General features: G+C 68.6%; 26 protein-coding genes. 11 read left to right on the top strand and 15 right to left on the bottom strand.

Annotated elements, in window-relative coordinates:
* Positions 1-642 precede the first annotated feature (642 nt).
* Both ACOBQU_RS26595 and ACOBQU_RS26600 read right to left on the bottom strand, forming a co-directional pair.
* Entirely contained in the window at positions 643-915 is a 273-nt protein-coding gene (locus tag ACOBQU_RS26595) for a DUF397 domain-containing protein (RefSeq protein WP_423630218.1), read from the bottom strand.
* Positions 915-1814, bottom strand: a complete 900-nt coding sequence (locus tag ACOBQU_RS26600; RefSeq protein WP_423630220.1) for a helix-turn-helix domain-containing protein — start codon at positions 1812-1814, stop codon at positions 915-917. The genes ACOBQU_RS26595 and ACOBQU_RS26600 overlap by 1 nt, the downstream gene beginning before the upstream one ends.
* Positions 1815-2104: 290 nt before the next feature.
* Here ACOBQU_RS26600 and ACOBQU_RS26605 point away from each other — a divergent pair, with 290 nt between their 5' ends.
* The 11 genes from ACOBQU_RS26605 to ACOBQU_RS26655 all read left to right on the top strand — a co-directional run bounded on the left by ACOBQU_RS26605 (position 2105) and on the right by ACOBQU_RS26655 (position 12347).
* Entirely contained in the window at positions 2105-2524 is a 420-nt protein-coding gene (locus ACOBQU_RS26605) for an ATP-binding protein (protein WP_423630222.1), read from the top strand.
* Positions 2525-2622: 98 nt separating this feature from the next.
* Positions 2623-2988: a hypothetical protein gene (locus tag ACOBQU_RS26610; protein ID WP_423630224.1), complete on the top strand. Its 366-nt coding sequence runs from the start codon at positions 2623-2625 to the stop codon at positions 2986-2988.
* Positions 2985-3401, top strand: a complete 417-nt coding sequence (locus tag ACOBQU_RS26615; RefSeq protein WP_423630225.1) for a hypothetical protein — start codon at positions 2985-2987, stop codon at positions 3399-3401. The genes ACOBQU_RS26610 and ACOBQU_RS26615 overlap by 4 nt, the downstream gene beginning before the upstream one ends.
* Before the next feature lie 45 nt (positions 3402-3446).
* Positions 3447-4061: a hypothetical protein gene (locus ACOBQU_RS26620; RefSeq protein ID WP_423630227.1), complete on the top strand. Its 615-nt coding sequence runs from the start codon at positions 3447-3449 to the stop codon at positions 4059-4061.
* Positions 4062-4082: 21 nt separating this feature from the next.
* Positions 4083-4541 (top strand): DUF6624 domain-containing protein, encoded by a 459-nt coding sequence (locus ACOBQU_RS26625; protein WP_423630229.1) that lies wholly within the window; start codon positions 4083-4085, stop codon positions 4539-4541.
* A 100-nt stretch (positions 4542-4641) separates the two neighbouring features.
* Positions 4642-5619 (top strand): endonuclease/exonuclease/phosphatase family protein, encoded by a 978-nt coding sequence (locus ACOBQU_RS26630; RefSeq protein ID WP_423630231.1) that lies wholly within the window; start codon positions 4642-4644, stop codon positions 5617-5619.
* Between the two features lie 257 nt (positions 5620-5876).
* The gene (locus tag ACOBQU_RS26635; RefSeq protein ID WP_423630233.1) at positions 5877-6023 is read left to right on the top strand and encodes an FxLD family lanthipeptide; all 147 of its coding nucleotides are present in this window, start codon (positions 5877-5879) and stop codon (positions 6021-6023) included.
* 70 nt (positions 6024-6093) lie between these two features.
* Positions 6094-9102, top strand: a complete 3009-nt coding sequence (locus ACOBQU_RS26640) for a lantibiotic dehydratase (protein ID WP_423630235.1) — start codon at positions 6094-6096, stop codon at positions 9100-9102.
* On the top strand, positions 9042-10247 hold the full coding sequence (locus ACOBQU_RS26645) for a lanthionine synthetase C family protein (RefSeq protein WP_423630236.1): 1206 nt from the start codon (positions 9042-9044) through the stop codon (positions 10245-10247). The genes ACOBQU_RS26640 and ACOBQU_RS26645 overlap by 61 nt, the downstream gene beginning before the upstream one ends.
* A 20-nt stretch (positions 10248-10267) precedes the next feature.
* Positions 10268-11470, top strand: coding sequence for a methyltransferase, FxLD system (fxlM, locus tag ACOBQU_RS26650; RefSeq protein ID WP_423630238.1), 1203 nt, complete (start codon positions 10268-10270; stop codon positions 11468-11470).
* 223 nt (positions 11471-11693) lie between these two features.
* Positions 11694-12347 (top strand): hypothetical protein, encoded by a 654-nt coding sequence (locus ACOBQU_RS26655; protein WP_423630240.1) that lies wholly within the window; start codon positions 11694-11696, stop codon positions 12345-12347.
* A 334-nt stretch (positions 12348-12681) separates the two neighbouring features.
* Here ACOBQU_RS26655 and ACOBQU_RS26660 read toward each other — a convergent pair whose 3' ends face one another.
* From ACOBQU_RS26660 to ACOBQU_RS26720, 13 genes are all read right to left on the bottom strand, one after another.
* Positions 12682-13194 (bottom strand): hypothetical protein, encoded by a 513-nt coding sequence (locus ACOBQU_RS26660; protein WP_423630242.1) that lies wholly within the window; start codon positions 13192-13194, stop codon positions 12682-12684.
* Positions 13191-13766 carry a TraM recognition domain-containing protein gene (locus ACOBQU_RS26665; RefSeq protein ID WP_423630244.1) on the bottom strand — a complete coding sequence of 192 codons (576 nt, stop codon included), beginning with the start codon at positions 13764-13766 and terminating at the stop codon, positions 13191-13193. The genes ACOBQU_RS26660 and ACOBQU_RS26665 overlap by 4 nt, the downstream gene beginning before the upstream one ends.
* Entirely contained in the window at positions 13673-14638 is a 966-nt protein-coding gene (locus tag ACOBQU_RS26670) for a type IV secretory system conjugative DNA transfer family protein (RefSeq protein ID WP_423630246.1), read from the bottom strand. The genes ACOBQU_RS26665 and ACOBQU_RS26670 overlap by 94 nt, the downstream gene beginning before the upstream one ends.
* Positions 14639-14661: 23 nt before the next feature.
* Entirely contained in the window at positions 14662-14922 is a 261-nt protein-coding gene (locus ACOBQU_RS26675) for a hypothetical protein (protein ID WP_423630248.1), read from the bottom strand.
* Positions 14919-15245: a DUF6238 family protein gene (locus ACOBQU_RS26680; RefSeq protein WP_423630250.1), complete on the bottom strand. Its 327-nt coding sequence runs from the start codon at positions 15243-15245 to the stop codon at positions 14919-14921. Before ACOBQU_RS26680 ends, ACOBQU_RS26675 begins: the two co-directional genes overlap by 4 nt.
* Before the next feature lie 62 nt (positions 15246-15307).
* Complete coding sequence (locus ACOBQU_RS26685) at positions 15308-16750, bottom strand: ATP/GTP-binding protein (protein WP_423630252.1); 1443 nt, start codon at positions 16748-16750, stop codon at positions 15308-15310.
* Positions 16747-18273, bottom strand: a complete 1527-nt coding sequence (locus tag ACOBQU_RS26690; RefSeq protein ID WP_423630253.1) for an SCO6880 family protein — start codon at positions 18271-18273, stop codon at positions 16747-16749. Before ACOBQU_RS26690 ends, ACOBQU_RS26685 begins: the two co-directional genes overlap by 4 nt.
* A gap of 3 nt (positions 18274-18276) precedes the next feature.
* Complete coding sequence (locus tag ACOBQU_RS26695; RefSeq protein ID WP_423630254.1) at positions 18277-19839, bottom strand: hypothetical protein; 1563 nt, start codon at positions 19837-19839, stop codon at positions 18277-18279.
* Positions 19840-19903: 64 nt separating this feature from the next.
* On the bottom strand, positions 19904-20920 hold the full coding sequence (locus ACOBQU_RS26700) for a hypothetical protein (RefSeq protein WP_423630255.1): 1017 nt from the start codon (positions 20918-20920) through the stop codon (positions 19904-19906).
* Between the two features lie 249 nt (positions 20921-21169).
* Positions 21170-21505 carry a hypothetical protein gene (locus tag ACOBQU_RS26705; RefSeq protein WP_423630256.1) on the bottom strand — a complete coding sequence of 112 codons (336 nt, stop codon included), beginning with the start codon at positions 21503-21505 and terminating at the stop codon, positions 21170-21172.
* Between the two features lie 49 nt (positions 21506-21554).
* Positions 21555-22535, bottom strand: coding sequence for an NlpC/P60 family protein (locus ACOBQU_RS26710; RefSeq protein ID WP_423630257.1), 981 nt, complete (start codon positions 22533-22535; stop codon positions 21555-21557).
* Positions 22536-22542: 7 nt separating this feature from the next.
* Positions 22543-23151, bottom strand: a complete 609-nt coding sequence (locus ACOBQU_RS26715; protein WP_423630259.1) for a hypothetical protein — start codon at positions 23149-23151, stop codon at positions 22543-22545.
* 1080 nt (positions 23152-24231) lie between these two features.
* Entirely contained in the window at positions 24232-25299 is a 1068-nt protein-coding gene (locus ACOBQU_RS26720) for a DUF2637 domain-containing protein (protein WP_423630261.1), read from the bottom strand.
* Positions 25300-25311 lie beyond the last annotated feature (12 nt).

Here is a 25311-nt window from a genome sequence, read left to right on the forward strand (position 1 = left end):
ATCCACTTCAGCGGACCCAAACTCGTCAAACGGCGTGACAGAGTCTGCGGATTCTCCACTACCTGGGAAATCGAAGCCGTCGACTGGCGCAAAGGACCCGGCCTCATCAACTCCAACCGTAACGCCCAGCAGTGGGGGTACGAGAGAAGCGCCCTCAAAGGTTAGATTCGGTCCGAAAATCGTCGATCTTTCAAAAGGTAGTGACGCAATCGACCTAGATTCTAAACCTCCGGTCATCTTGGGTACTACCACCAAGGGTACGGATATAGCCGTCGACATCAGCAACGCTCACCTCAGCACGATCAATGGTGAGTCCAGACTCGCCCCGCTACCTCCTTCTGACTCTGATCCGAGTGAAGCTGAGTGTGTTGAGGCAGTGAAGGTAAATGGCACGTACAACTTGGATCTGGCCAGGGGGGCCCGCTACTGCACAGTTTCCCGCGAGGGGCGCACGGTCTACCTGCGCGCTATCGCTGTCCCGGCTGAGGGAATCGTACGGCTTGAGGTCACAGTATGGGAAGTTCCGGACCGGTGAGTGCCGTCGCTCTGATATGGCCCGCACGGGCACGACCGTGTGACGCTGGGTTCGCCTCCCCCCGGATAGGGACTGGGGGAGGCGAACTCGAAACCGTTACCCATCACCTATGAGCGACGAGCGTTCCCTCGCGTTTTAGTGGCGAAGGGGCGCTCATCGTGCCGCAGGTTAGTTGTGGAGGTGGTCGTCCTTGAGGGCATCGACGAACTTGGCCCAGGGGGCGGGGGGATGACGAAGGCGGGTCCGCAGGGGTTCTTGGAGTCGCGGACGGCCATGGAGCCGTCGCGCATCCTGCCCGCTTCGACGCACTCGCCTCCCTGGTCGTTGCTGTAGCTCGATGTGAACCAGTCGACGCTCAGGTCATCGGCTCGGAAATGCATCAGAACTCCTTGCTTGCGGTGTGAATCATGCTCAGGGACTCCTCATAGCCCGGAGCGAGTGCTTGGAGGTCGCTGAACGCTGCGTCGTACCGCTTCACGTCGTCCTCGCGACGCGAGACGCCAGCGCCGACAAGGTTCTCCAGGTAGACGATCGGCTTGAGGCCGAGTCGCGGACCGAACTTCAAGACGGTGAAGGGTCCGTTCATCCCTGGATGGGCGCCGAGTTCGAACGGCACGACCTGGATCTTGACGTGCGGGTTGGCGGCGGCAAGATCAGCCATATGCCGAAGCTGCTCCTTCATCAGCTTCGCGCTGCCGATCTTCCGGCGGAGGACGGCCTCGTTGATGATCGCGGTGAACTCCAGCGGGCTGGTCTCACGGCGAAGGGCTTCCTGGCGCGTCATGCGCACCTCGACGCTGCGCTCGATCTGCTCAGAAGGAATCCCGCGGCGCTCGTGGATGAAACGCACATATGCCTCGGTCTGAAGGAGGCCGGGCACGTATTCGCTGGCGTAGTTCTCCAGTTTCTCCGCCGTGGCTTCGAGCCCGAGGTACGCCTTGAAGCCTGGCGAGATCGCGTCACGGATGTCGGGTGACTGCCACCAGTCCTTCTTGGTCTTGGTGACCGTCGCGTACCCGGTGAGGGTGTCTTGTAGGTCGGGCGTCGCTCGGTAGATCTGGCAGAGAGCGATCACGTCCGCAGGTTCGACGACGCCGTTGTCAGCGGTCTCCAGCCGCGTCAGCTTCGAGCCGGACCAGGAGAGTATGCGGCACACTTCAGCGGCCTTCATGTCAGCGCGGGTGCGTAGCTGGCGCAGCTCGCTGCCCAGTTGAAGCCGACACAACGCCGGTGTCGCCGCCTCGAACGTCGGCGTGGCCGACTCCGATGCCTCGCTCATCCCGGTGCCCCTCCCATGCATCGATGACAGTTTGACGGCGAACGTTCGTCCTCCGCAACGCATCTTGCGCCATGGCGCGCAACGTTCGCAGGCTTTCGCCAACTCGCTTGCGTGGCACACGAGTTTGCCATGCAACTCTTCTCACAGAATTCTGTGAGACGGCTTTCACGGTAGCCGTTCTGCTGGCATGCTGACTCGGGCCCGAACGCATCCGTTCCGGGTGGTAACCCTCTGTGATCTTGGTCGGCGTCGTCCATGCGCCGTCGACCCGCTCGTGTGCTGGAGGAGCCATGGCCGTCACGGCAAGGGCAGGAACGCACTACCAGCAGCAACTCACCGCTGACCCAGAACAGATCGGGCGTACGCGGCGCATCGTCGCGGCGATACTCCGGTACTGGGGCTGGGATCAGGTCATCGACCCGGCGCTTCTGTGCCTGACGGAGCTGCTGACCAACGTCGGCACGCATACGTGCTCGCGCGAGTGTGACCTGCGGCTGGAGTCGTCGCCGCTGTCCGTACGGATCGTGGTGAGCGACGACTGCAAGAGCATGCCCGTCGTACGCGGGCAGGACCCACTCGCCGAGAACGGCCGCGGGATGCTGATGATCGCTGCGACCGCCGACGGCTGGGGAGCCGTGCCGACGGCCACCGGTAAGAGCGTCTGGGCGGAGCTGCGTTTGGGGACGTCCCGCGAGGAGACCGCCACGTGACGCCTGAACCCCACGTCCGAGCGGTAACTGGCCTAGGTTGGAGTGAGGTTGAGCCCCGGTGGTCGGTTTCGCCTGAGACCGCGCAGAAGGTACGGGCGGTGCTGTGGGCGTCGCTGCTGGCCGATGAGGTGTCCGACTGTCTTGAGCGGATTCTCGGTCGGGATGCAGTGCCGCTGACGCCGCAGGAGTCCGAGCGGTCGGTGCGCCTGCTCAGCCAGTGCGCGTGGGGCCTGGTGAGTGAGGCACTCCAGCAGGATCCTCGGCACCCCGACGATGACCTGGTTCTACAGATCCGCTTCGCCGCCGATCTCCACCTTGAACGCGACCGTCGCGGGCTTCCCCCAGATGCCGGGTTCGTCCGCCGTCTGGGCCTGCTCGTCTTGAACCTCCTCGACCGTCAGGACGCTCAGGATGAGCCGCTGCCGACCTTCGCCGAGCCTGCTCCTGTCGGGAGGCAGCCATGAGTCAGCCGCTGCCTCTCGCCTACTGGTGCCACCTCGACGTCAGCCCGCCCCCGCAAGAGCAGCCCGGCCCACTGGGCGCGGTCACCGATACACCGCTGCTCAGCGGGATCACCACGCCCTCTCCCGGGGTCGCGCTGATCTGGATGCGTGCCGGGGTCAGTGACGTGGCCGCCGAACTGGACGCCGCGTCGAGCGATGCGGCGACGGGGTGGCTGGACGACCCGTCCAACGCCAGGGCCGTCCTGCGTGACCTGCGTAAGGGCCGACCGCTGCGCTTCGAGCTGCTGACCGCCAGCGAGACCTGGACGTGGGCCGTCTCCCCCGTCCGTCGGCTGCCGCTTCTGGGGGACGGCGCGTGGCCGGAGCGAAGAACGGGGCTCCCACCCATCGCCTTCTGGACCCAACGCCCTTGAACCTGCCCGCACTTCACCGTTGTGCACTGCTGCTCTGGAGACCGCGTGACCACGAACGTCACCCCCATCACCTCGCTCACCGACCGCTCAGGGCCCGGCGCCCGCCCCGATGCCCGCCGTGCCGCGTCAGCCGCCGCGCTGGACCTGCACAGCGCGTGCACCGCCGCGGGCCTGAACCTCTCGGCGCTGCCGAGCATGGAGCGGCCCGGCCAGGTGGACATCGGCTGGGTCAGCCCGCAGACCGCGGATGAGTTGACCCGGCTGATCCGCCGCACGATCAAACAGGCCCTGCGCGTCAGCGAGCGACTGCACGCGGCCTTCCGTACCCGCGGGCTGGACATGCCCGACCCGTACGTGGACCACGGCCGGATCGAACTCGGAGCGATCTCCCTGATCACCGCCGACCGCCTCACGGGCCTGCTCGGCGGCCCGGTACCGGACCCCGAGGTGGACCTGTCCTACTGGCCCGAGGCCCAGCTCCTGACCGCCCGGCTCAGCAAAGCGTTCCAGCGGGCGACCGGCGGCGGGTTCCTGGATCCGCAGTTCCATCCGGACTGCCTGCACTGCAACGCCGAGGCACAACTCGCGCTCGGCTCCATCCCCGCGGTCACCGCCCGACGCCTCGCCCGTGCTCTGGAGCGTCCCCCGGAGGCGGCATGACCGCGCACCCGCCCCCGCCGGATGTGGCCCGCGGCCTGCTGGACCGCGCGTCGAAGGCGCGCTCCTGCCGCGCCCGGCTCGCGCGCGGGCTGCTCGGTGGGGGGCGAGATCAGTCGGGGCCGTCAATTGGAGCACGCCAACGCGCAAGTGCTGCAGCGCGTCATCGCCGACCACGGCTGGCCCGGACTGGACCTCGTCAGGGCCGAGGGCGCCAAGGCGGCCTGGTGGCTCGTCCCGCACGCTGATCACCTCCCCGACCTCCAGCGCCTGCTCCACGCGGCCGCCGAGCAGGGGCAGGACACCCGTGGGCAGCGGGCGCACCTGCACGCCCGGTGCCACATCCGCGCCGGTACGGCCCAGACGTACGGCACCCAGGACCAGCCCGGCCCCCACGGCATCGAGCCCTGCCCGGCCCGGGCCCCGGCCGGGCTGGGTGCGCGCCGCGCCGAGGCCGGGCTGCCCCGGCTGCCGTGGCGCTGACTAACCTGCGTCGCCGCTTCGCCCGCCCGCCGCAGGGCGAGCTCGCGCGCGACGAGGACACCACCGAATCCGTGACCCCATCGATCAGGAGTGTGACGCCATGACCCCAACCCCAACCCCGACCCCGGGCCAGTCCCCGGCCCCGCAGGACGACGTGATCCGCGTAGTCACCTGGAACCTGGAACACAACGGCACCGAACCCGACGGCGACACCACCCGCTGGCACACCGCCATGGACGTCCTCGCCGACCTCAAGCCCCACCTGCTGCTGCGCCAGGAACTGACCCGCGCCCACCTGCACGGCGCCCGCGCCCTGTGGGCCGAGGCCAGGCGGCTCGGCGGCGACATCCCCCACATCCCCCTGCTGGCCAGCGCGACGCCGGACTCCGCCAACCCCGTCGGCGTCTATGTCGACCCCACCGTCTTCGACGTGGTCGAGTACCACGAGCACATCACCGGCCTGTGGCACCCGATCGCCAACCCCGTCGTCCGCCTCAAGGGCTGCACCACCAACCTCAGCGTCGCCTCCTTCCACCTGTGCACCTTCGACCCCGCCCGCCGGGCCAACGAAGCCAAACGGCTCACCGTCCTCGGCCAGCCGGGCATGGCCGCCCTCATCGGCGGCGACTGCAACTCCTACCCCCACACCCGCAACGAGACCGAACCCCTGCCCGACTGGACCACCATCACCGACAGCTCCCACTACGAGCACCGCACCATCGAACGCGACGGCCGCCGCGTCTGCGACACCCGCCCCGACGAGATCCTCTCCGGCGAACGCGAAGGCGGACAGCCACCCGTCTTCCGCGAACTGGGCCACTACGCCGCCACCGAACTGGGCCAGCAGCACAGCAACCCGCTGGCCCCCACCGCCTCCCTGTGGCGCAAGGACCAAGGCCCCATGCGGCGCATCGACCGCCTCTACGCCACCCCCCAGGTCGCCACGGCCCTGCTCCGGCTGGAGGTCATCGACACCGACCGCGTACGCACCGCCTCCGACCACGCACCCGTCCTCGCCGAGTTCAGCCACACCAAGCTCCGCCAGGCGCTCTCGCCGAAGCCGGAACTCGCCGCCTGAGCAGAGCCGTTCGATGCCCGGTGCACGGTCGGTCTCGCGACCCGGCCGTGCATCGGTGGCCATGGACGCCGCACCGAGCTGGCGGTCTTCCGTTGGCGGTTCGCCCCTGCAAGCCTGAGGTCCGCCGTTTCAGCCGCGTCCGTTGTTCGTGCGGTGCTCGCGCAGTCGGCTGCACCCAGTACGGCAGCCGAGTGCGGGAGTTCCGTGCTCCCTCGTCCGTACGTCGTGCGGACGGATCGCTAGCCCGGAGGTGCTGGATGGACACGCTCAGAGAAAAGCTGTTCGCCGTGGACGAGTGGGATCTCGACATCACCATCACCGACGCGCCGCGCGTGGCTGCTCAGGACGACTGCGACACCAGTGACGGGTGCGAATCGACCTGCGCCTCGTCCTGCACCAGCTGATCCCCGGCCCCGTTCTGTGCGGGCCAGCGCCGCTGGCCCGCACAGGTTCCCCTAGAAACAGGAGCCAGCGATGACGCGGAGTCGACTTCTTCGCCGCGGTGACACCCTCCTTCTACGCGCGGCCGTCCTACCGGAACAGTGGCAGCACGCGCGGTGGCCATCAGGCGAGGACACAGCAGAGTGCCGCCGCTGGCTGAGCGAGGTGTGGTCGCATCCCGCCTTCGCAGACGCGGTGCGTTCCGCATCTCCGCGGCTGGAGCGTGCTGTTGACGAGGTGATCACGGGTGCCGTAGTCCCGCCGAGGACGGTGCGGAAGACGACCAGCGCGGTCGCCCGGTACCTGATGCGAGCGACCGGCCGCCCGACGCCCTTCGGTCTGTTCGCAGGCGTAACCACAGCGGCATGCGGCCCGACACAAGCCCGGATCGGCCCCGCGCACCAGCCGCTCGCGCGCCCCGACACGCTCTGGCTCGATCACGTACGCCGAGATCTGGAGACCCGCCACGACGTCATGCCCCACCTACGTGTGCAGGCAAACGACCTCGTGATGCGGCACGGGGATGTGCTGGAGCGCCCTCTGCCCGGCGGTCGCACCGCAACCGTTCGCCTGACCCGACCCTTACGAGCAGTGCTGGAGGCCGCCGAGGTCCCCGTGCGGTGCGCCGACATCGCCGGGCGGCTGGCTTCGAAGGGCGGCACCGTCGAGCGAGTACAGCGGTTGATCGCTACCGCGCTCGACGCAGGGCTGCTGACGAGTTCGCTGCATGCGCCGATGACGGACAGCGACCCTCTCGGCCACCTCCTATGGTCGCTCCTGCCCTTGGTCGCGGACCTGGACGTCGACACTGTTGACGTCCTGCACGAGCTCGACGCCATCCACCAGATCCTCGTTGATCACAACGCGACGACCGAGGCCACCGTGGCGGCACCGCTTCGCCGGGCGGCCGAGGACCGGATGCGCGCGCTCAACGCCCAAGGACGGACGCGCCTGAGCCTGGACTTGCGGCTTGATGCCACCGTGCGGGTGCCTGAACGCGTGGTGGAGGAGGCGGAGTTGGCGGCAGAAGCCCTTCTGCGCCTGACCCGGAACCAAGGAGAAAGGCCCGTCTGGTCCGCCTACCATACGCTGTTCTGGGAGCGATACGGCGCGGGGAGCCTGGTGCCGGTGCGGGAGGCCGTCGATCTTGTGGCTGGGGTGGGTCTGCCCGCCGACTTCCCGATGTCGCTGTGGCCGCTGCCTGCCACCAGGGTGCTGGCGCGTGACGAGCTGCTGATGGCCAAGGCGTGGCAAGCCGTGGTCGCAGGCGCGCGGGAGATCCGGCTCAATGAGGCGGACCTCGACGTCCTGTGTGACGGAGCACTCGCCGAGGACACCTTGATCGCTCCGCACATGGAGATGGGCGTACAGGTGCACGCGCCGAGCACGCAGTCTCTTGACCGAGGGGAGTTCACCCTCACCGTCCGGCCCGCCTGGAGCGCGGGCACGTTCACCGGCCGCTTCGCCACCGTCCTCAAGGACGGCGCCCTGGCTAGCACGTACGAGAAGCTGCCGACCTCGGTCGACGGGGCCCTGCTCGCGCAGCTCTCGTTCACCCCGAGCTACCCGCACGCCGAGAACGTGGCCCGTACCCCAGCCCTCGTACCGCACGTGATCAGCGTCGGCGAGCATCGCGAACCGGGAGCCCACCTCATCCCGATCGACGACCTCGCCGTACTGTCCACCAGCCGCCGACTGCACCTGGTCAGCCTCTCCCGCCGCCGCGTGGTGGAGCCGATCGTGCTGCACCCCCTGGCGCTGGAGAAGCAGGCCCCGCCCGTGGCACGGTTCATCGCGCTGGTGGGGCGGGGGTTCGCCACGGCCTGGACGCGCTTCGACTGGGGACCGCTCGCGAGCGGGCTGCCGTACCTGCCACGCGTCCGCTACCGCAAGACCGTCCTGTCGCCCGCGCAGTGGCGTCTGGCTGCTCGCGATCTCCCTGACGGTCCCTTCCGGACAGAGTGGCGCGAGGCGCTGGAGGCGTGGACACGGACCTGGAAGTGTCCTCCGGTGATGGATCTTCGGGACGACGACCGCAGCTTACGCCTGGACTTGCGCGAGGCCCTCCACGCGCGACTGCTCCACCGCCACCTGCTGCGGCACCCGCATGCCGAGCTTGTCGAAGCTCCGGACGCGGACGCGCTCGGCTGGATCGGCCACGCCCACGAGTTCACCATCCCGCTCGTTTCCGCCCGCCCGCCCGAACCCCACCCCGACCTCACGTCCGCGCCGATCGTCACCAACCACATGCTGCCCAACCCCGGGGACGGCCAGCAGCCCTGGGTCCAGGCCAAGGTGTTCACCCACCCGCGCGCCATGGACCAGATCCTCACCCGGCGGCTGCCCGACCTCCTGGAGGAACTCGGCGAGGCTCGCTGCTGGTTCGTGCGCTACCGCACCCCACAAGAGGAAGACCACCTTCGACTGCGAATCGCCGCCCCCGGCCCGGACGCGCACAGCGAGACCACGCGGGCGGTCGCCCGGTGGGCCGCCCGTCTCCAGGCAGACGCGCTCACCGCGCGGCTGCTCTTCGACGGCTACCGGCCCGAGTTCGGCCGCTACGGCACCGACAAGGCCTTGGCGGCTGCCGAAGACGCCTTCGTCGCGGACAGCAACGCCGTACGCCAGACCCTTACCGACCTCGCCCTTGACCGCCACGTGCTGTGCGCCCTGGGCATGCTCGACATCACCCGGGGCCTCCTCGGCCAGGACGCGGGCACCCACTGGATGGCGACCACCCTGGCCCGCGGAAGCGCCGATCCGGTAGTCACCCGCCAGACCCTCCAGCTCATCCGCGACGGTGGACTGCCGCACTGCCCTGGCTGGACCACTCAGCTCGATGACCTGTGGGCACAGCGCCGCACCGCACTGGTCGCCTACCGAGCCCACCTCACCGAGAAGCGAGCGGTCGCTGTGCTGGAATCGCTCCTCCACATGCACCACAACCGCCTCATGGGCCCCGACCGGGAGGCAGAGGCCGCATGCCGACACGCCGCCCGGCAGGCATCCCGCTCCCTTCTAGCCCGGCAGGGCCCGACGTGACCGGTCACGTCCACGACCTGGGGCAGGGGCTGGCAGGAACAGCCCTGTATCAGGGCGTACTTGCCCGCGACCACGGTCACTGGCAGACCGCCCACACGATCATGAGAACCCTGGCGGGCAAGCCAGCCACCGTTCACGGACGAAGTGCCAGCCTCTACCGGGGCGCACCCGCCGTCGCCTACGCCCTCCACACGGCGGGTCACCGCGCCTACCAGAAGGCACTCGACACTCTGGACGAGCGGATCGCACCGCTGATCCACGCACGCCTGACCACCGCGGCGCACCGTTTGGACACCGGCGCACCGCCCCGCATGCGGGAGTACGACCTCATCAGCGGTCTCACCGGGCTCGGTGCGTACCTACTACACCGCGGGACCCGCCCCGACCTGCTCGACGGCGTGCTGCGCTACCTGGTGCGACTCCTCCAGGAACCCGTCACCGTTCACGGACAGTACGTGCCGGGCTGGTGGACCTCCGACAGCCCCAAGGGTCGACCCGACGAGGGCTGGCCGAACGGGCACGGCAACTTCGGCATGGCGCACGGGGCAGCCGGGCCCATCGCCCTGCTGGCCCTGTGCGCTCGCGCCGGACATCAGGTGCCCGGACACCGCCAAGCCCTCCGACAGGGATGCCAGCTCCTGACCGACCGGGCGCGACCGGAGTCCGGCGGAGCCTGCTGGCCCGAGACCCTCACTCTGGAGCAGTGGCTGGACGGGCCGCGCTCACGTACTCGCCCAGGCAGACCCTCCTGGTGCTACGGCACGCCCGGCATCGCCCGCAGCCTCCAGCTCGCCGCGCTCGCCAGCAACCAGCCCGGAGTCCAACGGCGTGCGGAGAACATCCTTGCCTCCTGCGCCGCCGACCCGGAACAACTGGCCCGCATCACCGACGCCACTGTCTGCCACGGCTGGGCCGGACTCTGCCTCGCCCTCGACCGAGCCGCCTCCGACGCGGGACCCGACAGCGCCCTCCGCCATCACCGACGTACGGCGCGTGAGCGTCTGAGGGCTTACGCCGATGAGACCTCTCTGCCGCGGACTGCCGGACTGCTCACCGGAGCCGACGGCATCCTTCTCACCCTGCACACCCTCACCTCGGCCAGCAGCGTTGCACCAGGGTGGGACACCTGCCTCCTCCTCGCCTGAAGACGAAAGAGAACTTCGCTGTGGACGACACGACCCCCATCGAGAACCTGCGCAACCAGCTCGTCGACCAGATCAGCGCCGAACAGCCACTGCCCCACGCCATCGAGCGCGCCCTGCGGACCGTGCGCCGCGACCTGCACCTCCCCGGCCTCGACCCGGTCGATGCCTACAGCGACAAGGCCGTCACGATCAAGGAGAACCCCAACGGCCCGCTCGCACTCTCCTGCGCCTCCGTCCCCTCCACCGTCGCGATGATGCTGACCCAGCTCGACGCCAAGCCCGCGGAGAACATCCTGGAGATCGGCGCGGGCACCGGCTACAACGCCGCCCTGCTGTCCGAGATCGTCGGCCCCACCGGCACGGTCACCACTCTCGACATCGACCCAGGCGTCGCACTCCACGCCCGCCAGGCCCTGAACCGCACCGGCTACGAACACGTCCGCGTCATCGAACGCGACGGGCTGGTGGGAGCACCCGAGCACGCCCCCTACGACCGGATCATCGGCACCGTCGGCTTCTGGGACATCCCCCACGCCTTGCGCGCCCAGCTCGCCGACGGCGGCCGACTCGTCCTGCCCCTGCGCTGGCGCGGACAGACCCGCTCCGTCGCCCTCACCCGCCACGGCGACACCCTCGTGTCCACCGGCATGAAGCTGTGCGGGTTCGTGCCCATCATCGGTCAAGACGGCGAACGCACCACCGAACTGGCAGGCGGCACCGTCCGTCTCCACCACGACCAGGACCAGCCCGTCGACCCCGACAGCCTCAGCAAGGCCCTCGCCGCCCCGGCCACCGAACTGTGGACCGACGTACGGGTTGGCCGTACCGAGTCCTTCGACGGGATCTGGCTGCGCGCCACGGCCTTCGACGACACCGTCTGCCGCATCCAGGCCACCCAACAAGCCCTGGCAGGCGGCATCCGCCGCCCCGTGATCCCCGGTCTGAGCCCCGCGCTCGTCTCGGCGGACTCCCTCGCCTACCTCATCGCCGAGCGCGACGACGCCGATCCCGAGCGCCCGTCCAAACTCGGCGCCGCCAGCTACGGCCCCAACGGGTCCGAACTCGCCCGTCGGCTCGCCGCCCACGTCACCGCCTGGGGAGCCGACCGCACCGCGGTCCCGCATCTGAGCGTGCACCCCATCGCGACACCGGACTCCGGCCTCCCGGCAGGCCACGTCATCAACAAGCAGGACACCCGCGTCGTGCTCTCCTTTGGGCGGTAGGGGCGGGCACTCTTGTGGACTGCGAAGGGACACCCGTGTTATCGATGAGCGCAAGCACCGCTGGTTCCCGGGGTCGGTCGAACTGGCCTAATTCCCTGTGGATCACGCGGCGTCTCTGTTGACCGGACTGCCACCCGGCGAGGGCTCGTCCACCTGGGCTGCCACTGGCAAGATATGGGCAACTCGCCACTGTAGCAGCCCAGTTGCTCTACCCTCGCATGGCATGGGGACCGAGATTCTGGCTATCCTGGGTGTCGTAGTCGCATTTGTCACACCCTTCCTCGTCGAGGTCTACAAGAGGTCGCGTGCGAACGATGAGCAGAGCCACATCAGCGGTATCAACGCGTGGGCAGAGCAGTTCGTGCCTACGTCCCCTGCTTGTCCTCCTGGTTACTGTCACCTCAAGTACGTGATTCGCAATGCATCGGGGAATGATATCCGGCAGGTAGCCGTAGTCCAGCCTGGCCGGGACAAGCTCAGCTTCGTGCCGTTCATCCAGTCTGGAGGGCCGGATTATGAGGAAATTGATCCGGGCTTGCGGATGATGGATCCGGCCTTCGCTAGTTATCCAGTGGAGATCATTTTTGTGGACAGTAAAGGGCGGACGTGGCATAAGCGTCAGGTGTCTGAGCGAATACGCCCTCTCCTGCCTCATCCGCAGTTGATCCGGGATTATGAACCTTGCAAGAATCCACGGGGGGTGAAGGTGTTATCCCAGCAAGTGCCGTGGGTGGTGGCTCTAGCGGTAGCGGTGATGGTTGCTACAAATTTACCTATCGGCATGATTGATACGGGCGCCCGAGCGATAGGGAAGGTGTCGGCCGTCGAATTGACGCCGAGAATGGGTTCAGGCTTGGCGGTCGCTTTTGCGTGTTAGTCCTTCTTTGCTCTGTTAATGAGGTCGGCGTGTCTAGGTGAGTCGGCAAGCCCATCGTTATCGCAGGTGACGCCGTCATGCGTGATGCGCGTGCCTCAACTCATATATAATCAGGAAGCTTGGGCCCTCATGCATCTGAAAGGCTGTGTGTAGTCAGCCGATACGCGAGCCGCAGTGTGCTGCCGAAAGGATTCGAAGGACGCCACTGTTAATGACAAACAAAGGAAGTTGCGTCGCTGCGCGGGGTCGGGCGGCGGTGTCCAGTACTTCCAGTCACCTCAGACGGTGACTGATTCGAGGGTCAGTGGTAAGGCGATGTCGGGCTCCGAGCGCATCAGCGCTCGCTCTCCACGAGTTCGTCGTCCGTGCGGGCGCTCGCGTTGGGGCCCGGTGATCGCGGGGGCCAAGAGGCCAGCGCGAAGCGTGCCGGACGTGGTTCGTGCTTCCCTACGCGGCAGTCGTCCCCGGCTTTGCCGAGGGCGTTGTTCATCCGGGTGAGGAACCGGTCGTACTGCTCGTGCCAGACGATCACTGATCCGGCGTCGTCGTACGCCTCGACGCGGGCGAAGGCGAACGCCGCGATCTCGTAGGGCAGGTGCTCGTGCTCGGTCCAGCACGGCGGGATGACGTGGTGGGGCTGCCAGGCGTAGGTCTGGTTCAGCCAGCGGCACACCGCGTCGAGCCAGGCGGGAAGTGGGGCGAGCAGTTCGGCCGAGAGGGCGCCGATGTCCCATGGGGGCGGGCCGTCCACGACGGATTCGGCCGTGGCGCGCTCCGCGAGGTAGTCGGCGATCAGGGCGGGTGGGTCGGGGAAGGGGGCGAGCCGAGCGAGGGGGTTCGGGTTCACGCGGCGGCCCCTTGGCGCTTGGCCCACTCGGCGGCGTGTGTCTCGGCCCGGCGGCGCTTGTCGGCGTCCTGCCGCGCTCGCTCGGCCTCGTTCGCCCGGCGGAGCCGTCGTACGTGGTCTTCGATCTCGGGCCATGAGTCCCAGGTCCACATCCCGTCGAGGCGGGTGATGACCGGGGGCAGGTTGTCGGCCAGGAGGAGGGCGTGCCCCTCCGCGAGGGCCTTGATCTCATCACTGCGCAGCACGGCTTCCAGGGCGGTGTGCGTCGCTGTCGACTCCCCGCCGCGGTCACCGCTCGTGGTGGTGCGGGTCTTGCGGATCCGTTCGACCTGACCGCACAGCTCGGACATGTCCTTGAGGAACGTCGGGTCCTTCGCGCCGCCGAACACTAGGACGTGGTTGGTGAAGCTGGCCAGCTCGTTGGCCACGTCCTCGCTGAAGCGGGACCGGGCCGAGGCCCAGCCCTGGAGGCCGTAGATCACGGTGATGCCGCGCCCGCGTCCGTCCGCCACCCGCTGGCGAAGCGACGGGATCGGCGCGATGTTCGGGGCCTCGTCGAGCGCGGCAAGCAACGGAGGGTCGAGCCGCCCCGCGGGGACGCGACCGCATGAGCCTCCGCGACGTCCAGGAGGTCCTCCGTCACGGCGGTCGTCAGCGGCGCGACCGAGTTGACCTCCGAGTCCTTGCCCAAGAGGTAGATGGTGCCGCCCGCGTCGAGGACATCACGGACGTTGGTGGGCGCCTCGTCCCTTCCCTGGAGGGCATCGATCACCGACTGGTGCATCAGCGGTTCGAGGGCGGCTTCGAGCGTGACGGCCGTGTTGCCCACCGTCCTGCTGTCTCCCGTCGTCGACGTACGCAGCATGTCCGCCCAGCCGGGGCCCGCACCGGGATGGGCGGTCAGGATGCCGAGCGGCGCGGGATCGGTGATCTTCCTGGCCCACCTCAGGAACTGGTCGAGGCGGGCGCCGTCGAGCGCGGCGGCGTGCAGCAGCGCGGCGAGGACCTTGGCGGCCTGACCCTTGTAGAAGACGCTCCCCTCGGAGGACTGGGCCGCCGCGCCCGGGACGCGGGACCCGGCGACCAGGGCCTTCGCCCGCATCATCGCCACCTCCGTGTCCGACGCACCCGCGAGGGGTGACCAGCGGAGCCGAGGAAGTGAGGGCGCGATGTTCTGCGGGTCGAAGACCAGGATCGGGCGGTCGCCACGCTGCCGGGCATCCAGGGTGAGTTCCACGAGGTCCGGCTTGGTGGAGGTGGCCAGGACCGGGCCCGGCCAGCTCCGGATGACGGGCGCGAAGAACCGCATGGTCTTGCCGCTGCCCATCGGGCCGATGACCCGGCACGCCTTGTCCGCCCGGGACCACAGCGGGACGCCCTTGGGCCGCTGGGAGACGCCGAGCACGTAGCCGAAGTCGAGCGGGTCGGGTGTGGGGGTGTGCATGAGGTACTCCGAGGAGGGGTGGTTCAGCGCGTGCGGGAGCGCGCGGGCTTGAGACGGTTCGCGTCCGATCGCGTACGGGCGCTCTCCTTGGCGAGGGACGGTCGGATCTCCGTGGCCCGGAGGACGGCCCTGGCCGAGAGGCTCCGCCTGAGCTGCGCCTTGGACGCGAACCCGGCGTTGCGGTGGCCACGGCTCGAAGCGATCGACAGGGCGAGCAGGGCGATGCCGCAGAGGGCGACCGCGGAGTACAGGACCAGAGACAGGCCGCCCGGCATGGCGCTCACTTCTGCGACCTCCGCGTGAGGCGGGCGGCGAGGTAGCGCATCCGCCGACGGCACAGGCGCGACAGTGGTGCTTCGGGCCCGGCACCACGAGGCGGGGCGTTGTGGAAGGCGGCGTGGAGTTCCTCCGACGCCCGCCAGGTGGCGGCGACGGCGGCGCGTACTCGCCCGCCGGCGGCTGAGTAGTCACCGTGGTCGAGGACGGCGCCGAGGCGGGCCGTGCGCTGGGCGAGGTCCAGGTAGTCGGCGTGCAGGCGGTCGATGTCGTCGCGCGTGGTGCGCTCGCGGGGCGTGGAGTCGGTGGGGGCGAGGGTGAGAGCAGTCATGGGGTGAGGTGGTTCTGTCCTGGAGCTGTTGGTGGAGTTGAGGGCGAGCGGTGAAAGGGCGCTCATTCGAGGTCCGGGGCGCTGGGGGTCAGGTCGGACATGGATCCGCTGGAGAAGCACAGGTGCTGTTCGGCCTCGGTCAGCAGGTGCTGGACGCCCGGGTAGATGACTTCGCCGACCTTCCACAGGGCGACGCCCCTGCGAAGGCGCATGATGTGCTCGGCGGTCCAGGCCGGTAGTCCCAGGCGTTTGACGGTGTCCTCGGCTTCGGACTTCTTCATCGAGTAGACGACGACGGTGTCCGCCATCTTCAAGGCGGCCTGCGTCTCGGGGGAGTCGTCGATGTCCGAGAGGTGATGGACGATGAAGATGCAGCTCAGGCCGTAGCCCCGCGCGAACTTCAGGAACTTCTCCAGCAGCGCGGCCAGCTGAGGCGTGCCGAGGATGTGCCAGGCTTCCTCGCACACGAGGATGCGCTTGCGCTGGGTGTAGCGCAGGCATCGGGCGGCGGGGTTGGCGCCGAGTTCCCAGGCCCCGGACTTCGCGTCGACGACCCGGCGCTCATGCTCGCTTGGCCCCGTGCCGCACTCGCAGAGCGGGCGCAGCCAGACCTCCTCCAGGAAGATGCTGATCACCGCGACGAGGATGGTCATGGCGACGCCGCCCGAGGGGACCTTGGTCAGGTCGAAGACGATCATGTCGGCGTCGAGGTCGACACTGAGACTGGTGGGGCCGTCGAGCATGCCGATCAGGTCACCAGTCGCGTCCTGATCGGTTCCGCACAGCCGGTCGAGTACGTACGACGCCTCAAGGCCGTCGTTGAGGAGTTCCTCGCGCGTGCGCTTCTTCGCTGCCGCGTCGGCCGGGTCGGGCGAGCGCAGGGCGGCGGCGACGTCGGCGAGCACCGGCGTGCGCCCGTCGGCGGTGGCACGCAGGTGGGCCTGCCGGATCGCGATGCGCAGGGCCGACCCGGCGAACTCGTCCAGGGGCTTGCCGAGGCCGAGTTCCACGATCGTGCGGACCAGCTCGATCTGCCGCTTGCCCGCGATGGCCGGGTCCATCGGGTTGATGCAGGCGGCGCCTCGCGCCTGGTCGCCGCCGGGGGAGAACTTCACCGGAGCGCGGCCGGTCAGCGAGCGGCACAGCGCCGCCCACTCGCCTTCCTCCCGCTCCTTCTGCTCCTTCGTGTCGAGCACGACGACCTTGCGTCCCAGGCGGATCTGCCGCGCCGTGTACGTCTTGACGAGCGCGCTCTTCCCCCGGCCGGTGTCCCCCAGGACGATCATGTTGCCGCCGGGCAGTCCGTCGCCGAAGGCGCAGAAGGGGCAGTAGATGAACGCCTTCCCCGAGTACAGCTCACGGCCGATGACCGCGCCCGCCGTTCCCAGGGTGGGCGGGGCGATCGGCAGGAACAGCGCCTGACTGGACGTGGTCTCGGTGTACAGCGGGCGCCGCACGGTCTCACGCAGCGGCGTCAGCGGGCTGAGCGTCAGCAGGTCGGTCACTTGATCCCCCCGGCGAACGGCAGCGTCGTCGCGAAGGCCCGCGCGTGCTCCAAGTCGAGCCACTCGATGTACAGGTGGGCGTTCCGCGCCCGCGACGCCGTGGTGCGCTTGGTCCGCTCCAGCTCCTCGGCGCTCCGCGCGGAGATGGTGATGTAGCCGACGACGGCGGACCCAGCCGCGCCAGAGGCGGCCAGGGCCATGCCGCGCGAGCCGGTGGCTTCGGCAGCGAGTACGTCCCGCGGGTCCACGTTCTTGCCGCGCTGCCGGTCGCGGAGGAGTTCCGCCTGGTTGTTGGTGTCCTCGGCCAGCATGCGCTCCACGGCGGCGCCGTTCGGTTCCAGGTCCTGCGTGATGGCGATGGTCCTGATTACGTCCGGCATCCCGATCAGCAGCGGCGACAGGAAGTCCGGACCCACGGGCGTCGTCGGCCAGGAGACCACCGCGGCCGTTGCGTGGTACCAGCACTCCGTCGACCCTGCGGCACGCGTGGCGACGTACGAGCCGTCGCGGACATCGACGTTGCGCGGGAACGCGTGCGCCTGGGGCAGGTCGGTGTCCCAGACGGCGTGGTCGGGGTCGTAGCTGTTGCGGATGACCGCGGTCAGCCTGCCCGCGTCGAGCGGAGCGATCACCTGGAGGTCCGCGTCCTCGCAGCGCGACCACAGCTCGTCCATGTACGCGGCCATGGCCGCAGCGACGCCCTCATCGCCGACGCCGCGGGCCGCGGCGTCCGCCGCGAGGTCGCGGGTGAACCGCGCGTGGGCGGTGATGTAGTACCGGTGCTCCTCCGCACTGGTGGACACCGCGTTCGCCAGCGCGTCGTACGACTCCTTCAGCCACTGGGGCGCGTCGGCCGTGGCGGAGGACTCGTCGCGCTGCGCCACGAACCGCTGATGGGCATGCGGGTCACTCTTCACCTGGCGAGCGAGAACCTGAATGCGCTTGACCGGGTGCTCGTCGGTATTGCCGAAGGCGTCGAGAAGCTCTCCCCACCGCTCCAGAGCGACGACCTGCTCCTCGACCTCCTTGCCACCCAACCCCGGCGAGGCGATCTCCAACGTCGCCGTCACGCACCCCGCTTCCGGCTGGAGGACGACGACGGCATCCCGGCCCCGCACGGACACCGGCACCCAGGTCATCCCCGCGACGCCTTCGGGCTCGACGAGCGCCGCGTCCGGAGGAGTCCCGTCACGGCGCGTACCGGCCTCCACGGCGGGGGACACCCACACACCACCGGTACGAGCGAGCGACTTGCGCCGGTAGCGCATGATCCGCCACCAGCGGTACACCGTGCGCCGCTGCTGGGTCCCCTTCGGCCGGTACGGCACGAAGACCACGGCCAGGGCGAGCCCGATGGGCAGCACCATGCCGACGATCGCCAGCACCAAGACGCTGTTGAGGAGGAAGCCGCACAGGATGCCGAGCGCGGCACCGCAGCCGAGCACGGCCTGCTCGCCGAGGTCTCGGCGGCCTACCAGGCCGGTCGGGCGGTGCTTTCCGAACTGATACGTACGAACAGACATGCGTCACTGGTCCTTGCTGGTTGGCGGCCGACTGGCCGACCGGCCAGGGGGAGGAGTGGGGGTGGTCGAGGGGCCCGAGCCCGCAGTGGTCCCGGAGGCGGAGGCCGGAGGCGTGGGCCTTGGCCCCGGGTGGGGTGATGACGGTGCCGAGCTGGAGGAAGGGCCCTGAGCGGACCCGATCACCGACCCCGACGGCGAGCCCGCGGTGCCGCGCGCCGAGGCTGGCGTGCCGGGGCGACCACCAGCAGCGGCGGACGTCGGCCCTGCGCCCGATTCGACACTCTCCGCCCACGCCCGCGCCGCGCTGGCAGGGGCACCGGACCGGCCCTGATCGGACTGTCCACCGGCGGAGTCAGCGGCAGCGGCGCCCGGCGAGGCCATCGCCTTGTTCTTCGCGAGGTCAAGCCCTGCCTTCGCGGCCGTTCCGGCGGCGCCCGCGCCAGCACCGGCCTTGGCGCTCGCCGTACCGGCCCGGCTGCGCGCCGCCGCGGAGACGCCGCCCTTGCCCTTGGACGAGGGGGCCCCGCCCGCGCGGCCCGCGCCTGTGCCGCCGCCGACGAGGGCGTCCTGGATGTGCATGCCGATGGCACGGTTCGCATGCTGGGCAGGCCCGTCGACGGCGGCGGCCGGACCGGCGGACTGGACGGCCTTCCGGTCCTGGTAGAGGTGCGCCATCTCGTCACCGAAGGCGGGCAACCACTTGTAGAGCGTGGCCGAGGCGAACACCGCGAGCAGCAGGATCAGCGCACCGACCAGCGTCTTCGAAACGACGTCGGACATGCTGCCGGTCGAGTCGCTCAGGACCGCGCCACCGAGGCCGAGGAGGGCGAACAGCACCGGCTTGGACAGGCCGATCGCGAAGACGGCCCCGAACCACTTCTTGCTCTTCCCCCAGAGGTCGCGGTCCACCAGGCCCGCGTTCACGATCGGACCCAGGGCGACGGCGACGTAGATGGCGGCCCCGCGGACCAGCATCTCGATCCACATGAGCAGGGCGCCGCACATCATGATCAGGTTCACAGCGAGAAGCTGCCCGACGCCCTCCGACGGCTTGGCCGCCATGACCTTGAGCAGGTTCTCCAGGAACGGCTTGAAGTTCTGCGTGGCGTACGGCTCGAAGACCGCCGTGACGTCGTCGATGCCCCTGATCAGGAGCGCGATGGCGCCGGGCGTCAGGGCGTTGACGACGACCTGGAGCAACAGGAACCCGATCGCCTCACCGATCGCGGTCGTGACGCCGACCCCGCGGACGGCGCGCTTGGCCACGGCGACCAGCCACAGCGCCACGGTGATCAGCGAGGAAGCGGCGAAGATGAGCGCGTACTGCTTCAGGAACCCCGCGCTGGTCAGGTCGACCTTCGTGGTGTTCTGGATCAGCTCCAGCATCTTGCGCAGGAACCAGATGTTCGCCTCGGTGAGCTTCTGGAGGAGGAAGCCCAGAGGGTCCTTGACGAAGTCGATGGCCTTCTTGACCTCGCAGACCATCGGGATGTGGCAGAAGGGGTTGGCCACCGCGGAGGGAACGAAGAGGAACCCGACGAACACGTTCACCGAGAGCAAGGTCATCAGGCGCCGTGGCCACCGGTGACCCGAGTTCGTCCGCTCCACGGTCAGCAGCCCCGGAGCATCCTCACGCAAGCGAAGGCGCATTGCTGGCACCTCCCACGTCCGCGAAGTTCTGGGCCGCAGAAGCCTCCTGGTCCATGGGCGGGTTCGGCACGAGCGGCTGCGAGGGGGTGACAGCCGTCGTCTTCCAGGTGCCACCGGACCAGGCGAGATCCACCGTCATCCGCAGGAAGTTGACCCGCGGGCGCTCGTCCTCGTCGTCACCGGCGATTCCGCCGACGGACGTCGTCCACAGCTCGAAGCTCGCCGCCTGGTCCGAGTACGTGAGGCACCGGGAGCCCAGGACGGCGGTGCGGGTGACGAGCAGGCCGCCGTCCAGCGTCTTCCCGTCGGAGCCGAGCCCGCGGTTCTCGGTGACTATCCGGGCGGTGGCGTCGGCCTCGCTGCGTACGTTCTCCAGAACGCTCGGCGCGGAGGTCGACTTGAGCATCCGGTGCCGCCAGCCGGTGTCTGTGAAGAAGCGGCTGTCGCCGTACAGCATCACGGCGTTCGTCGCCGCAGCACGAGCGCCTCGCCTGTTCCGTGAGTACGCCGCGGGGAAGCCGTCGGACGTCGTCACGCCGCTGAAGACGGGCCCCCGGGACGAGCGCGACCCGTAGTCCGAGAAGTCCGCAGCGGAGTTGGTCGCCTGCTGCGTGTCGACCGGCGCAACGAGGCCCTGGCCGGTAGAACTCCCGGCGAGCTTCCAGTCGTTGTCCTCCCAGACCAAGCTCACGGTGACGGAGTGAAAGGCCGCTTGTGGTGCCTCGCCTCCCTTACTGTTCCCTCGAACGGTCGTCGTCCATAGACGCACGGTCGCCTTGTGGATATCGAAGCCGAGGGTGTGGGCAGCGAGCACTCCAGTACGCGCGATGACGTGCTCCGGGTGGAACTTCCTGTTGTCTCCACGAAGGGTGCTACGAGCTTTGTGCGCCACGTCATCAGCCCGTTTGACCAGCTCGGACTTGGTGGCTTTAGAGGTGATGGAGGACATCGTCCGATGCCGCGTGTGCGGATTGACCAGGAAGCGCGAACTACCCATCCAAATCGTGTAGTTCGCGGCTGCGGCTTTCGCGCCAGACTCCGTTCGAGGGAGGCTGACCGGCCTGCCGTCAGCGGAACGTTCCAGGACTCCACCGGAATTCGGCGCTGAGGACGGTGGAGTCGCTGCCGTCGATGTCGATGATTCGCTGCCCGTGGATACGCTCACGACGACGCCAGCAGCGGAGAGCGCGGCCATAGCTCCTGCGGCTATTCCCCAGAGTCGGGCGCCTGACTGCTTCCTCACGGCTCACACGCCCATGCCGTACGTGATGCCGACGATGGTGCCGAGAGAGGCCACGAGGAATATGCAGGTCAGGCCTCCGACCATGAGGCCCTTGCCGCGTGAACTCTCCATGGTGGAGTGCTGGTCACCGAACCAGCCGCGGCTCTTGGCGATTCCCGCGAGGAAGGCGGCGACGCCGATGGCAAGGACGGCGGCGGCCATCACGCCGAGGACGACCTTGGTCGTCCCGCCCAGCTTGCCGAAGGGGCCCCAGTTCGGCTTGACGCCACTGACCACATCGGCACCGGCCGCGAGCGTGGTGTGCAGGGTCGGATCAGCAACGGAAATCAGGCTGTTCATGGATATTCCTTGTACGAGATAAAGGTGAGTCGGAGGAGTTCGTCGCCGGTTAGCCGATGTGCCGCATCGCGACGATCTGGGATTTCCAGACCCTCAGGGATTGGATGCGCACAGTGGCGCCTGTATGCGGGGCATCGATGACCTGCGAGTTGCCGAGATACATGCCGACGTGTCCGGGGCCAGCGCTGCTGGGTTCCGAGAACACCAGGTCCCCGGGGCGGAGCTGAGAAACGCTCTTCACGGGATCGCCCGCGCGCACCTGCTCGTAGGTCTGCCGAGGCAGATTCACGCCTCCGGCAGCCCACGCCATCTTGGTGAGGGAGGAACAGTCACAGCCAGCGGACCCCTTGAAGGGAGGAGTGCACGTTCCAGCCCAGCGGTACCAACTGCCTAGGGCTCGTTTTGCCGCCGCGATCGCGCGGTCGGCGCTCTTGCTCGAATTCCCCTTGGGAGCTGCGTCGTCGGCAGCCCATTTATCGGCCAGGGACCGGATGCTCTTTACGTAGTTCCGGGTCTCGGAATAGGGAGGAACGCCGCCGTACTTGATGACCGGGTAGCTTCCTGCGTTGTACGCGGCGAGCATGTTGTCCGTGCTGTCACCGGGGACGTCCTTGACCAGCTTCGCCAGCACGCAGTCGTAGTGCGCTTGCGCGGCTATGGCGTCTTCCGGGTCGAGGATGTCCTTGTCCCCGTCGCCGTCTCCGTCAACGCCGTACTCACTCCAGGTAGCAGGCATGAACTGCGCGATCCCTCTGGCGCCCACAGGCGACTTCGCGTTCCGGTTGAAGCCGCTCTCGACGTAGAGCTGGGCCGCCAGCAACGATGCCGTGACCTGCGGGCAGAGCCCAGCGTGCTTGTCGATGATCTGGCGTACCCAGCCCGGCACTTTGGCTCCGGTGGCGATTCCACCTCCCGGTCCTGTCTCCTGAACCTTGGCGGCATCGGCGCCCCCGAAGGCCGTCAGCAGCGTGAGGCCGGGGAGGACCAGCGCCATCAGCAGGGCCAGACAGACGTAGGCGATCTTCTTCATGCGCCGCTCACGCCCAAGGCAGATCTGCCACGCGCCATCCGACCTTGGTGCGCACCAGGCGAAGTGCGAGCTGCTCGGAGCTGTGCTGAACGGAGCCGGTCCTCGGCTTGCTAGTGAGCGTGTACGCAACGCGTACGAAGGCGGCCTTCGGAGTGGGGGCAGGAGCGCCGTCGGGCAGACCGACGGACGTGATCTCGGCCGTCTGCCGAACCTGCCGAGCCTTCAGTGCGCCCCAGGGCGCTTCCTGGCCAGGCCGCTTCTGCGCCAGCTCCACGGCCAGCTTGCCGGTAGCGAGCCGCGCCGCGCGCTTTCCCGCGTCGGCGTAGGAGAGGTCGCCGCTGTCCGTGGCGTCATGCTCCGCGTAGGCGGTGACGAAGCCACGAGCGACCCTCTTCGCCTCGGGCGGGAGGAGCGTGCCCGAAGGACTGCGCGACTCAGCGATGTCGGGCGCGGGCGCCGCGATGGAGCTGGGGTCCGTCGCGATCGCGATGGGGCGAGAGATCTGCTTCGGTGGTGCGCCCTGTGACGAACTGGAGCAACCAGACGTGATAATGACAAAGGCTGTAATGCTGAGAATTCCATTAGAAAGAGTCGTAAATTGGCTGGAGCGAGGCATGGGAGAGCCAGACCTTGGTGCGGTGGGAGCGGAAGACGAAGGCGAGGGGCGGAGGGAAAGGACTGCCGCCCCGCGCCTCTTCGTCGAGATCCGCGTTCGAGGCGCTCGCTCAGTCGCCGCCAAGGCCGCTGCCTAATGGTCAACGGTCATAGCGTCGACCAGGAGGGTCAAGGGGAAAGATCCGCGAGCTAATTCCTGGGTGCCTTCAGTTAAGGCATAAAGTTCCGCGCCGTTCGGCGCCTTGCGCTATCTCAAAATTGACCAGCCCCCTAGGAATGGAACTTCGCAAGGCAGGCCAATGCCCTAGACGCCCGGAGTCCGGGCTCGGCCTGTGCGGAAATCCTGACAGAGGGCTGGGAAGTAATCACATGGCAGAAGGAAAAGGGGAACGCGTTGCTAGGAATCAGATTCCTGGAATTCTGGGTCCCAGCGCGTAGGGCTGCCCGGCGTGAGGTGCCGAAGGGCCACTGCCAGCCACGGGACCGCTGGACCGCAGAGCAGAAGAGGGGCGCACGTGCTGTACGCCAGCACGAGTTCGCAGCGCGCCGCCGAGCACTCGACGTGCGTCAGGAGGGCGTGGTCGAACGGAAGCCAGACCGTAGGAGCCTCAGCAGGCAGCACACGGAAGCCGTGCGAAGTCAGAGCGACGTGTGCCCACTCGTGGTCGCGCCACCGCGGTCTCGCCTCCGCCTCTGCCTGCTGCTGCCTTCGAGCTGCCAGACGGTGGTTGGGGACCCAACCACGGCCAAAGGTGGGGTGGTTGTCGAAGTACCCGGCTCGCCCCTTCGGAGGGATCACGTCCCCTTCATAGAACCGGGCCGTGGAGCAGACGACTGCCGCGTACGCGACCTCGTCGTCATCAAGAGGGAGCCCCGGCACCGAGACAGATGGGAGAGGGCTCCCCGCCTGGAGGAACCGCTCCAGCTCAGCCGCCGCACGCACACCCGCGTCCCGCTCGGGATCGCCTGCGGGTTCACTTCCTTGCTGCAAGGTCTTCCTTCCTGGTCGAGCGGACCACCGCGGTCTCCGCGCCGGAAGTTCATCGGCGCGGAGACCGCGTACCTCACCTGAACGATCAGATCACCAGAGCTTGCCGCTGGGGCCCGCGGTTGCCGACTGCGGTGCCTGCTTGGCCTCCTTCTTGAGGTACGCGAGCAGGTCGCCCAGGCGCTCGTTGCTGATGGGCTGGTGAGCGCGGACCGCGTCCTGGACCACGGACCGGCTGACCCGTCCGGCACGCGCTGACGCCTCCCGCGCGATGGGCAAGAGGTCCTTCATCCACTCGTCCACGACTTCCCTGTCTGCGGCCGACTCGTCGCTGTTCGGGACGGGTGCCTCCGCCCGGTCCGGTTGAGCAGTCGCGACGGTCGAGCCCACCTCGGGTTCGCCGCCGGACCGGTCCGAGTACGGTGTCCCGAGGCGCCCGAGAGGACCGTCTGGCCGGGACGGAACGAACGGAGACCCATCAGGACTGCCGTCTTCCACAGCATGTGGACGGTCCGCCTGATCTGGGTGGTCCGCCTCTGCCCTCGTCCGGAGATCGGTTCCTGTCCCGGCTCGACCGAGGGTTGCGGACCGTCTCATCCGTCCGTCCACGACGTCGCCCGCGACACAGTGATCCGATATCGGCTCACTCCCCCAGGTGTCCGCGACAGCTACCGGCCCGCGCTCGGCTCGGCTTCCGTGCCCGCGAGCCCAGACCAGTCCTGGACCGGTCCCCGAACGGTCCGGGACGGACGGGTCCGCCGTCCGCGCCATCACGGTGTAGAGGTGCACCGAGCCCGCCAGGGCCAACGGCGCGAGCGTCGACAGGGCGCCGACCACGCGGTCGCCCAGGTACAGGGAGGACGGTCCGGACAGCGGACCGTGATTCAGGGTGACGGCGTGCAGAGAGTTCGCCCAGAGGCTCGCCCCGGTGCCCGCCAGGAACAGGAACCAGGCGTACAGGCGCGCGGGGAACGGGTGGTGCCGCAGCAGCACGATCGCTCTGACTCCGTACGCGATGAAGCCGTCGATGACGATCGGAAAGAGGTACGAGAGGCTCGGGCGCACGTGGATGGCGATGGCCACCTGACGGAGCGCGTCGTAGGAGAGCGTGAAGCCGACCGTCGCAAGCGTGATGATCGCCGCGTAGTCCCAGCCCCGCATCCCCGCCCCCGT

Source organism: Streptomyces sp. G45, from assembly GCF_049542095.1.
GTDB lineage: Bacteria > Actinomycetota > Actinomycetes > Streptomycetales > Streptomycetaceae > Streptomyces.